Origin of the sequence: Anaerotignum sp. (assembly GCF_040307045.1) — a bacterium.
Classification (GTDB): Bacteria; Bacillota; Clostridia; order Lachnospirales; family Anaerotignaceae; genus Chakrabartyella.
Map to the genome: position 1 here is coordinate 64,747 of NZ_JAWRKF010000010.1, position 11,210 is coordinate 75,956.

The 11,210-nt window shown below is 38.7% G+C and carries 9 protein-coding genes, 1 tRNA gene and 1 pseudogene; 6 read left to right on the forward strand and 5 right to left on the reverse strand.

Translation table 11 applies throughout. The annotated features are described in order from the left end of the window. Nucleotides 1–3: 3 nt before the first annotated feature. The 3 genes from ABVZ64_RS07190 to ABVZ64_RS07200 all read right to left on the reverse strand — a co-directional run bounded on the left by ABVZ64_RS07190 (nucleotide 4) and on the right by ABVZ64_RS07200 (nucleotide 2,111). Entirely contained in the window at nucleotides 4–840 is an 837-nt protein-coding gene (locus ABVZ64_RS07190; RefSeq protein ID WP_352400354.1) for a C39 family peptidase, read from the reverse strand. Next, entirely contained in the window at nucleotides 837–1,532 is a 696-nt protein-coding gene (locus ABVZ64_RS07195) for a cell division ATP-binding protein FtsE (protein ID WP_352400355.1), read from the reverse strand. The genes ABVZ64_RS07190 and ABVZ64_RS07195 overlap by 4 nt, the downstream gene beginning before the upstream one ends. 508 nt (nucleotides 1,533–2,040) lie before the next feature. After that, nucleotides 2,041–2,111, reverse strand: a tRNA-Gly gene (locus ABVZ64_RS07200). Nucleotides 2,112–2,271: 160 nt separating this feature from the next. Between ABVZ64_RS07200 and murA the strand changes: the two genes are divergently transcribed. From murA to ftsH, 3 genes are all read left to right on the forward strand, one after another. Next, nucleotides 2,272–3,534: a UDP-N-acetylglucosamine 1-carboxyvinyltransferase gene (gene murA / locus ABVZ64_RS07205; protein ID WP_352400356.1), complete on the forward strand. Its 1,263-nt coding sequence runs from the start codon at nucleotides 2,272–2,274 to the stop codon at nucleotides 3,532–3,534. A 95-nt stretch (nucleotides 3,535–3,629) separates the two neighbouring features. After that, nucleotides 3,630–4,064, forward strand: a complete 435-nt coding sequence (locus ABVZ64_RS07210; RefSeq protein WP_352400357.1) for a MarR family winged helix-turn-helix transcriptional regulator — start codon at nucleotides 3,630–3,632, stop codon at nucleotides 4,062–4,064. Between the two features lie 63 nt (nucleotides 4,065–4,127). Further along, the gene (gene ftsH, locus ABVZ64_RS07215) at nucleotides 4,128–5,975 is read left to right on the forward strand and encodes an ATP-dependent zinc metalloprotease FtsH (RefSeq protein WP_352400358.1); all 1,848 of its coding nucleotides are present in this window, start codon (nucleotides 4,128–4,130) and stop codon (nucleotides 5,973–5,975) included. Between the two features lie 82 nt (nucleotides 5,976–6,057). Here ftsH and ABVZ64_RS07220 read toward each other — a convergent pair whose 3' ends face one another. Next, nucleotides 6,058–7,311 carry a stalk domain-containing protein gene (locus ABVZ64_RS07220; protein WP_352400359.1) on the reverse strand — a complete coding sequence of 418 codons (1,254 nt, stop codon included), beginning with the start codon at nucleotides 7,309–7,311 and terminating at the stop codon, nucleotides 6,058–6,060. Between the two features lie 20 nt (nucleotides 7,312–7,331). Further along, on the reverse strand, nucleotides 7,332–8,744 hold the full coding sequence (locus tag ABVZ64_RS07225; protein ID WP_352400360.1) for a sigma 54-interacting transcriptional regulator: 1,413 nt from the start codon (nucleotides 8,742–8,744) through the stop codon (nucleotides 7,332–7,334). A 216-nt stretch (nucleotides 8,745–8,960) separates the two neighbouring features. Here ABVZ64_RS07225 and ABVZ64_RS07230 point away from each other — a divergent pair, with 216 nt between their 5' ends. The 3 genes and pseudogenes from ABVZ64_RS07230 to ABVZ64_RS07240 form a co-directional block, all read left to right on the forward strand. Further along, nucleotides 8,961–10,103 (forward strand): acyl-CoA dehydrogenase, encoded by a 1,143-nt coding sequence (locus ABVZ64_RS07230; RefSeq protein WP_352400361.1) that lies wholly within the window; start codon nucleotides 8,961–8,963, stop codon nucleotides 10,101–10,103. A 73-nt stretch (nucleotides 10,104–10,176) separates the two neighbouring features. After that, a complete protein-coding gene (locus ABVZ64_RS07235; RefSeq protein WP_352400362.1) occupies nucleotides 10,177–10,968 on the forward strand; it encodes an electron transfer flavoprotein subunit beta/FixA family protein in 792 nt (263 codons plus the stop codon). A 35-nt stretch (nucleotides 10,969–11,003) separates the two neighbouring features. Next, nucleotides 11,004–11,210: pseudogene (locus ABVZ64_RS07240) on the forward strand (electron transfer flavoprotein subunit alpha/FixB family protein); the annotation flags it as partial.

The following is an 11,210-nucleotide window of genomic DNA, read 5'->3' on the forward strand; positions in this document are numbered from 1 at the left end:
GCTTTATGTTTTGCTTATTGACCAAAAGGGGCCGCCATCATTAGCAGTATATTTCGCTTCATCCAGAATTGTTTGGATATCCCAGGATTGGTCACTGTTCTCAACGCTTTGAGAATCTGCAATTAAAACTTTTCCCTCGGGAGTTACACCTCTAAGGATGATAAAATGCCCCTGTGATGTAAAGATACCTTTGTTCATCAAGACGACCACTAGTTTGCCTTGGTTTAGTTCGTCAAAAATAGTTTCTTTGGAAGGACTCTGTAAGCTTTTTGACTTAAGGCCAAAGGCTTTAGCCCCATCAGGGATGATTGAGTGGTATGAGCCGCTATTGTGGCTAAAATGCCCATTATCTAAGGCCCACTTTGCTGCCATATCTGGGGTGATTACATTGTCTGTAAAGGTACTTAGAACCATGGCTAGGGTAGTTGGTCCGCAACCAAAAACACCAATGGTATTATCGGTTCCATATAAGGTTGCATTCCATTGGGGATCAGTTTGGGAATAATATACAAGTTCCACTGTGTTTGATTGTAAGGTAGTTCCTATTTTTTCCGGTTCATCAAATTCTTTATGCTTACCTGTTTTCTTTTTTTCCTTGGAAACGGCTTTAGCCAAGGCTGCTGCCTCTCGTTTTACATCCAATGCTGCCTTTTGGGTTTTTAATGCTGTTACCAATTGAGTAGCGTGCTGTTTTGTATCATTCATAAAATAATCAATATCCCAAGGGGTTACGCGGGTAGCAAATAGGTATAAAAAGCACACAAAACTAACATAGGTTGTGACAAAAACAGTATTGAAAATTTTTTTGGGTTTATATTTTTTTTGTTTTCGTTTTTTCATATGATCCAACCATATTTTCCTTTACTCACATCACCAAGAACTTTACCGTTTTGTAAAGTTACAACGCGTTTCTTCATGATATCAACAAATTCCTTTGCATGTGTAGCAATAATGATGGTAATACCTAAATCATTGATTTCTTTAAATAAAGACATAATATCCAGTGCTGAGTCATAGTCCAATTGGGCAGTAGGCTCATCGGCAATGATGATTTTTGGATTATTTACCACTGCTCTTGCCATAAGAACTTTAAAAGTTTCTCCACCGGATAAATTTGTTGGATAGTCGTTTATTTTCTTTGTCATGCCAACAAGACCTAAGGCTTTGGGAATTGATTGGCGAATGGACTTGCTGGAATGGCCTACTGCTAACATGGCAATTTCTAAATTCTGATAAATTGTTTTATTCTCAATTAATGAGTAATCTCTATTTATTATACCCAAAACCCTCCGGTAATAAGGGAAGTCTTTATTTGCCAAGTTATTTAAGGAGAGGCTATTAACAAAAATATCTCCATAGGTAGGCTTAAGCTCGCCGGTAAGAAGGTTGATTAGGGTGCTTTTTCCGGAACCGGTTTTTCCCACAAGAAAAACAAAGTCACCTTCTTTAATCTCTAGTGAAATATTTTCTACACCAATTTCGTTATTCGAGTAAAATTTAGATACGTTTTTGAATACAATCAAAGTTCTCATGCCTTTCAAAAAAGTTTATTTTAAGGTGTCTAAACCAGTTTTGACCTTATTTTTAGTATAACACCGATGCGTTAAATTGTATATACTGCTAAATTATACAAAAGATTGTATTTTATTGTTTCATTATATATAGTTATGCTTACTATAAAATTGGGGAAAAAATAGGGAAACCGGATAAACGTGAATAATATGCTTCAACTTTACACCTAGAAAAGATAGAAAAGAGAAATTTTGGCTAGGATAAAAAACATGAGTAAAAGAGGATAGGATAGACGAAGTCTGTATTATTTTTAAAATGAATAGGGCAAAATCAATAGATGAAAGCAAAAAAACACTCCTCAAATTTGGAAGCGTTTAACATTTTGGATTGTAGATGAGCCATAGCTAATTTTTATATGTTACAGTAAATTTCCTAAGGTTCGTTGAACAACTTCATAAATAACTGCTTTTTGTTGATTTTCCAGCAAATCTTAGCTTTTCCAACAAATTGAACGCTAAAAGACTGTAAAGCGGATGATGGGAATCGAACCCACCTCTAAAGCTTGGGAAGCTTTCATTCTACCGATGAACTACATCCGCAAATATATAACTATTATACCAAATTTATCAAAAGTGTAAAGTATGAAAATAAACAAAAATTTTACAAATTCGGCTGATATTTTATAGGTTGCTTTCCTTTCCTACGGACATACTAGAAAAGCAATCATTTATTATTTTTTTAGAAACGCGAGGGATGGGTATGGAAAAGTTTGTAATTCATCACGCTGATTCCCTTCAGGGAACCGTGCGAATTAGCGGTGCAAAAAATGCAGCATTACCAATTTTAGCCGCCTGCTTATTAACGCAAGAACCTTGTTATATTGAAAATGTTCCGCCTCTTACAGATGTGATGAATATGATTGAAATGCTACAAGGCTTTGGGGCAGAAGCATCTTACGATAAGGAAAAAGAAACCATTTTTATTCAGGCAAAAGAATTGACATCGTTAGAAAGTTATTATGAGCAAGCAGGTAAAATGAGAGCCTCATTTCTCGTGGCAGGCCCTTTATTATCTCGTTATGGTGAAGTCAAATTACCTCTACCCGGTGGATGTCAGATTGGAAGCAGACCTGTAGATTTGCATCTAAAGGGGTTTCATTGTATGGGTGCGAAAAGTAAGCAGGAGCATGGAATTATTGATTTATCCGCAAAAAAATTAAAGGGAGCAAATATCTATTTAGACTTTCCCAGCGTTGGAGCCACAGAAAATATTATGATGGCGGCAGTTCTTGCAAAGGGACAAACAGTAATTGAAAATGCTGCAGCGGAGCCAGAAATAATTGATTTGGCAGATTTTTTGCGGGAGCTAGGCGCAGACATAAAAGGTGATGGAACGGATACTGTTGAAATTACAGGGGTGAAGGAATTAAAAGGCACTACTCATAGGGTGATTCCTGATCGCATTGAAGCAGGAACTTTTATGGTAGGAGCAGCTATTACTGGTGGAGATATTGTATTGGAAAATGTAAGAGAAGAACACTTGAAGCCAGTAATTGCAAAGCTGGCAGAGTGTAATGTAAAAATCGAAGCAATTCCCCAAGGTCTTCATGTTTATCGTAAGGGGAAATTACAACCTTTACAACTAAAGACCATGCCTTTTCCAGGATTCCCAACGGACATGCAAGCCCAATTTATGAGCTTAATGACATTGGCCAAAGGTACAAGTGTGATTACAGAAACTGTATTTGAAAATCGATTTATTCATGCAGGTGAATTACAACGTATGGGAGCCGACATCAGAATAGATAGCCGAAATGCTGTGATTGAAGGTGTAGAAGAGCTGACAGGTAGCAAGGTACGCGCAACTGACTTGAGAGCTGGAGCGGCACTAATCCTTTCTGCTCTGGCAGCCAAGGGTGAGACGGAAATCGGGGATATTCACCACATAGAGCGTGGATATTATAAAATTGATGAAAAACTTAGAGCCTTAGGTGTAGACATTCAGCGTAAAGAGGAAAATTAAGAATTATATCGAAATTTTAAGAAATATGTTGTTGACCCCCCGAATGTTAGGGTGATATACTGTTAGCAACCTAACAATCGGGGGTGAAAGTAGAAATGGATTATAAATTAAAATTCTGTGTGGAATTAAAATCTGCTGTTAACTTAATTTGTCGTGAGATGGCACAACAACCTGCCTATAATGGGGAAGATAATTTGTCCTCCATGCAAGTTTGGGTGATCGAATATCTTTATGAGAACAAAGAAAGGGATGTTTTTCAAAGAGATTTAGAGGCTGATTTTAATGTGAGAAGATCTACAGTATCAGGGATTCTACAGAATTTAGAAAAAAAGGGATTGATTATTAGAGAAAGTGTAAATCAGGATGCGCGGCTAAAAAAAATTAGCCTTACCAAAGATGCCATTATTATCCATAAGGATATGCTGAAAAAGGTAGCCAATATGGAAGAAAAAATGACACAAAATATTTCGGAGGAAGAATGGATTGCTTTTTATCAAGTTTTGGAAAAAATTAAAAAGAATCTTAAGTAGTGTAATTTAATATGGAGAATATAGTATACATACACTTGGAAAAAGTAGAAAGCGAGGAAATCGATGGAAAGTAAGAAGAAGCCGTTTATTTATTACTGGCTAATGGTTTTGCTATTGATGGGAATTATCAATGTTTTTTTCTTGCCACTGTTTACAAAAGACGCAGTAGAAAAGGTTTCTTACGATGTTTTTTTGGGTGAGCTAAAGGGTGAAAATATAAGTGAAGTGCAAGTAAATGAAGATGACATTTATTTTGTATTAAAAGGAGTAAAAGATGGGGATACCCAGGTTGCACCAGAAAAAGTATACATCACAGGTCGTATGGACGACAGCATGCTTGTAGACCGTTTGGACAAAGCAGGGGTGAAGTTTAATGAGGTTAAACCGAAAGAAATTTCTCCTTGGGTTAGCACCCTGATAATGTTGGTGGTTTTTAGCCTAATTTGGCGTTTTGTAATGAGCAAAATGATGGGCAAAATGGGTGGAGGTATTGGTGGAAATGCGATGTCTTTTGGTAAATCAAATGCAAAGATATATGTTAAAGCCCAAACAGGAAAAACTTTTGCTGATGTTGCCGGGCAGGACGAAGCAAAAGAAGCTTTGGGTGAAATCGTAGACTTTTTGCACAACCCTGCCAAATATACGGAGGTAGGGGCTAAAATGCCAAAAGGTGCTCTTTTGGTTGGACCCCCGGGAACAGGTAAAACTCTTTTGGCACAGGCCGTTGCAGGTGAAGCAAGCGTTCCCTTTTTTTCTATTTCTGGTTCGGAATTTGTAGAAATGTTTGTGGGTATGGGTGCTGCAAAGGTAAGAGATCTGTTTAAGCAAGCAAACGAAAAAGCTCCTTGTATTGTTTTTATTGATGAGATTGATACCATTGGTAAGAAAAGAGATGGCGGGGGTATGAGTGGTAACGATGAAAGAGAGCAAACTTTAAACCAGCTTCTGACGGAAATGGATGGGTTTGATGGTCAAAAGGGTGTTGTAATTTTAGCGGCAACCAACAGACCCGAAACCTTGGATAAGGCCTTGTTGCGTCCTGGCCGTTTCGATAGACGAATTCCGGTGGAACTGCCGGATATGCACGGTAGGGAGGCAATATTAAAGGTTCATGCCACAAAGATTAAAATGGAAGATAATATTGACTTTGGCCCTATTGCAAGAGCAACCTCAGGTGCATCAGGTGCAGAGCTTGCAAATATTATTAATGAAGGTGCATTGCGTGCCGTTAGGATGGGACGTTCTCTGGTAAGTCAGAGTGATCTGGAGGAAAGTGTAGAGGTCATTTTGGCAGGATATCAGAGGAAAGGTATTGTTGTTTCCAAACATGAAAAACAAATTATTGCTTACCATGAGGTTGGACATGCGTTAGTAGCAGCTAAGCAAAAAAATTGTGCACCCGTTCACAAAATCACCATTATTCCCAGAACCTCTGGTGCCCTTGGCTATACCATGCAGGTGGATGAGGCGGAATACTTTTTGATGGATCGGGAGAAGGCATTCAATAAAATTGTAACTCTTACAGGTGGTCGTGTTGCCGAGGAAGTTCAGTTTAACTCTATCACAACAGGAGCTTCCAACGATATTGAGCAAGCAACCAGAATGGCAAGAGCTATGATTACTAGATATGGCATGAGTGAAGAATTTGGTATGGTTGCATTAGAAACAGTAAGCAATCAATACCTAGGGGGAGATGCTACTTTGGCTTGTTCCCACGAAACTGCAGCAAAAATTGATGTGGCAGTTATTCAAATGATAAAGGAAGCTCATGATACAGCTTTACGCATTATCTCTGAAAACAGGGATAAGATGGATGAAATTGCGGCATATCTGCTGGAGAAAGAAACAATTACAGGGGACGAATTTATGAAAATTCTAAACGGCGATTCGGCTGAAGCTGTAATGGAATAGAAGGTAATGTATATTCAAAGAAAAATCAAGAACGGCTGTCGGTAGTAATACCAGCAGCCATTTTTCATATATTATTTTAATTTCAATCACCTGCATCACTTAGAACGACGGGATCATTGGTATTGAAAAATACAGCTTTTCCATCAGTTGACATAATAATACTGCCACTACGAAATGTGCCGTAAACCGTGGCGCCGCACTTGAAATATCTCTCCAAGACGGCTCTGTGTGGGTGTCCATAGCTGTTTTCTTTTCCTGCGGAAATAATGACATACTCTGGTTTGAGAATATCCAAAAGTTCTTGGCATGATGAGGTGGCTGAGCCATGATGCCCTGCCTTAAGAACGGTTACTTTACCGAATTTATCCAAGGAGGCTTTTTCTGCTTCTTTTTCCATATCTCCCGTTAACAAGAGAGAAACATCGCCGTAGTTTAACTGTGCTACAACACTATTATCGTTGGCATCTTTATAACCATCTCCAGTTTCAATTACTTTAAGGTTTGCACCATAGCTTAAGTCTAAAGTTATTTCGTCATCAAATAATACGTTACAATTGGGCTCTTTTTGAGCTGCCTGCCAATACTCGTCGTAGGTTTTGGTGTCTTTTTTTGCACCACTGTCAATGATTTTTGATACAGTATAGGCTTCGATTACATCGTCCAGCCCACCAATATGATCGGCATCAGGATGGGTTGCTATAACCAGGTCTAGGGGACCGTCAACATAATTTTTTATGTAAGAAACAACTGTTTTACCATCTGTGTTATTTCCGCCATCTATCAGTACCTCAAAGTCTCTATTATCAATGAGAATAGCATCTGCCTGGTTCACGTCAATAAAATGCACACGAAGGTCTCCGTTGACGTTTTCGGTAATGTAAACTGCATTTTTTTTCTCATCCCACTTTACGTTTGCACCAAAAGCCTCTAAAACTGGGCGGATAGGTAAGTAGGTTCTACTGTTTTCCAAGAGGGCCGCGGTGTCTGTCTTTTTCTGGTTTCCGTTAACTAGGATATAAGATTTTCCGATTGGAACTTTTACTGTGATATCCTGTTTTTTAAGGGTGACCGTTTGATCCGCATCACACCAATTGATTTCACAGCCATAGGCATGCATCGTTGCCCTCAAAGGTACCTGAATACGCCCCTGGTTATCAGTAAAGGGGTATCCGCTTTGTGAGGAAAAAGCCACTTTTTGGTTGTTGATATAAATTGCTGTTGATGATGAATAGGCATAAACAACTGCCATAAAAAGGAAGCAAATTGTAAAAATTCCAATAGCTTTGATCAATCTACTAGACCTCTTTTTTCTCCGTCCCTTCTGTTTTTTACGCATCTGTTTTCTCCTTATCTATCTTAATGGGATCCTTCTTTTTTTAAATAGTAAGCCACTTTATAATACGGCACATCATAGCCCATTTCGGCTAGGCGATGTGAAATTTTTCTGGGGCCATCGCCATCTTTATGGCGTTCAAAGATAAAGTCTGCAACATCCTCGGTTATTTTATTGGTTGGGTGCAAAGCGTCATTTGTTTCCACTTCCAATTTTTCAGAGACGTCAAAGGGGATGTGCTCTAGCCCAACAATAGTTGTGATATCTGTTTTCTCTCCAATATCCTCAATTAATGGAGAGGAGGCATCAATGCTGTAGTTGATAACATCCCGCATTTGGCGGATATTTCTTGGGTATACGGCATTTAACAGAGCATGCTTGGCTTGGGGCGTAAATTCAACATGGTAACGAATACGTCGTGCCTCCCAAACCACATTTTCATACTTATGAACAAAATGAAGAAAAAGTTGTTCTTTTTCTCTCAAAGAGCGCTCCTGTAAGGAGGGAAGATACATCTCATATTGACCAAGTCGCTGGTAAAGCTCTGGCAAAAAAACGTCATGTAAATTTTTTGTTGAGGCGGCAATAACAATGACATTTATTTCAATTTCTTTGGTATCACCAATACGGCGAATTTTCCCTGATTCGATGGCCTTTAAAAGCAAATTCTGATAGTTTTCTATGGTGTGGGCCTCGTCCAAAAATAAAATTCCACCGTTTGCCTGCTCAAAAAGACCTTTTTTCTTTTTAGAGCCAGTATAGGCGCCCTCAACGGAGCCGAATATTTCCATAGCAGCAATATCGGGGTTTGTAAACTGGGCGCAGTTGATTTCAATGAATGGTGCGGTTTTACTTATGACACCAATTTCTTTGGCATAGTTATAAATTAAGTTGGCTAGCATGGTTTTACCAGTACCCGATGCTCCGGTAATGATGGAGTGGCGGGGTCCACCTAAGGAGCCAACTATTTTTTTTGCTTGTTTAAAAACGTTTTGCATGGTGCCTAAGTGAACCACATGGTTAAAGTCACCTTCGGGCTTATTTAGGTTTACCTGTATTTCTAGTTGTTTGATTTTGCTATTTAGCTGATCCAACTCTTGAATATCTTGAAAAACAGAAAAAGCCCCTAAAAATTCACCTTTGTGAAAAATGGGGTAGGAGTTGACGATATATTTTTTTGGTGGTACAAAGTGTATTTTTTTATCTAAAACCGGTTGACGATCCTGCAAAACGGTAAGCAGGACAGCAGCAGGATAAAAATCGGTAATTGGATTCCCTAACATGTCCTCTCTCTTTTTGCCAGTATAGTTAGCACTTATTTCGTTAACATATACCAAAATTCCATCTGTATCTACAACATTTACCCCATCATTGATGTTGTCTAATACCTCGGGGAGAAAATTTAGGGATAAAAAAAGTTCTTTTGTCAGTTTCATAGGGTTTGACACCTCGATTATGTGAGAATTTCATTTTACAACATTGATTTTGTTACATTCTAACATTTTTTCCAACGATTATCTATATAATATTTAAAATTTGTACGGGAAATCAACAAAAGACTTGTTTGGCACGGTAATTGCTGATAAAATATAATCGTTACAGAAATAACAATTATGCAAAAGCATGAAAATTGATCTAAGGAGGAACAAATTATGGAGTTTGGCTATTCTAAGGAGCACGTTTTATTACGAGATCTTTACAGAAAGTTTGCCGAAACAGAGGTAAAACCTTTGGCAGAAGAACTGGATGAAGAAGAAAGATTCCCTGTGGAAACATTAGGCAAGCTGGCAAGATTCGGCTTTATGGGTATTCCATTCCCTAAAGAATACGGCGGTGCTGGTGGTGACTATTTAGCATATTCTATGGCAGTAGAAGAACTTGCTAAGGTATGTGCAACAACTGCAGTAGTTGTGTCTGCACATACTTCTTTGTGTGCGGGTCCTATTTATATGTTTGGTACAGAGGAACAGAAACAGAAATATTTGGTACCCTTGGCAAAGGGAGAAAAGTTGGGTGCTTTTGGTTTAACCGAACCTAGTGCAGGTACAGACTCCTCTATGCAGCAAACTACAGCAAAGCTGGATGGTGATGAATATGTACTGAATGGTACAAAGGTATTTATCACAAATGCAGGTTATGCTGATACATATGTAATTATTGCCATGACAGATAAAGCCAGAGGTAACCGTGGAATTTCTGCTTTTATTGTAGAAAAAGATACACCTGGGTTTGAAATTGGTAAGAAAGAAAGAAAAATGGGTATCCGTGGTTCCGCAACCTGCGAATTGATTTTTGAAAACTGCCGAATTCCCAAGGAAAACCTTTTGGGCAAAGAAGGACAGGGCTTCAAAATTGCAATGCAAACATTGGATGGCGGCCGTATTGGTATCGCTTCCCAGGCATTGGGTATTGCGGAAGGTGCCATTGAAGAATGTGTAAGATATGTAATGGAAAGAAAACAGTTTAAGAAAAGAATTGGTCAATTTCAGAATACACAGTTTGAATTGGCTGATATGGCTGCAAAAGTTGAGGCAGTTAAACTATTGGTTTACGAAGCAGCTTGTGAAAAAGATGCACACAGAAGCTATTCTCACTTGTCCGCAATGGCTAAATATTTGGCTGGTTCCACTGCAAGTGATGTAACTAGAAGATGCGTACAGCTTTTCGGTGGTTATGGCTACACCAGAGATTACCCTATCGAGAGAATGATGCGTGATGCTAAAATTACTGAAATCTACGAGGGTACTTCTGAAGTACAGAAGATTGTTATCTCTAGCTGGTTAGGCTTGAAGTAATCCATTTAAATATGTTTTCGTTTACTTAAACGAAATGAAAAGATTGGAAAATTTGAAAGGAGAAACTATCCCTATGAAAATAGTTGTTTGTATCAAGCAGGTACCTGATACCGTTGAAGTTAAAATTGATCCTAAAACTGGCACACTGATCCGTGACGGTGTTCCTTCTATTATTAACCATGATGACAAAACAGGTATTGAAGCTGCTTTGGCATTAAAAGAAAAATTAGGTGGCACTGTAACCGTAGTATCCATGGGACCTCCTCAGGCAGATGTTGCTTTAAGAGAGGCTTTGGCTATGGGTTGTGATGAAGCTTTTTTGGTTTCCGCTAGAGAATTTGGTGGTTCCGATACATATGCTACATCCGGTATTTTGGCTGCAGCTTTAGACAAGGTTGGATATGATTTGATTATTACTGGCCGCCAGGCAATCGATGGTGACACAGCCCAGGTTGGCCCCCAGATTGCAGAAAAGTTGCATTTGCCTCAGGTTTCTTATGTAGAAGAAATTGTTGATGCAGGTGTAGACTTTGTTGTGGTAAAAAGACAGTTTGAAGATGGTTACCATATTGTAAAAGTAAAAACACCTTGCCTTTTGACAGCGATTGCTGAATTGGCTGAGCCTAGATATATGTCTGTTGGCGGCGTTTTTGAAGCATATCAGAAAGAAATCAAAACCATTGGCTTTGAAGATTTGAAGGCAGGTTTGGAATTAGATATGATTGGTTTGAAGGGTTCTCCTACAAATGTATACAAATCCTTCACAAAAGAAATGAAGGGTGCAGGTACAGTGTTGAACGACCTTACACCTGAACAAGCAGTAGAGGCAATTGTTAAAAAGTTAGAAGAAAAATTCATCATCTAATTTTAGATAGGGTTTAGAATAGAGGAGGAACACCTATGAGCAAGGGTATTTTTGTAGTTATTGAGCAAAGAAGCGGCAAGGTACAGAACGTAGGCCTTGAGCTGATCGGCGAATCCACCAGACTGAAAGAAGATTTGAAGGACGACGTTGTTGCTGTCCTGTTAGGTCATGAAATCGAAGGCGAAGTTGAAAAACTGTATCACTATGGTGCAGACAAGGTTATCCTTGTTGACAGCCCTTAT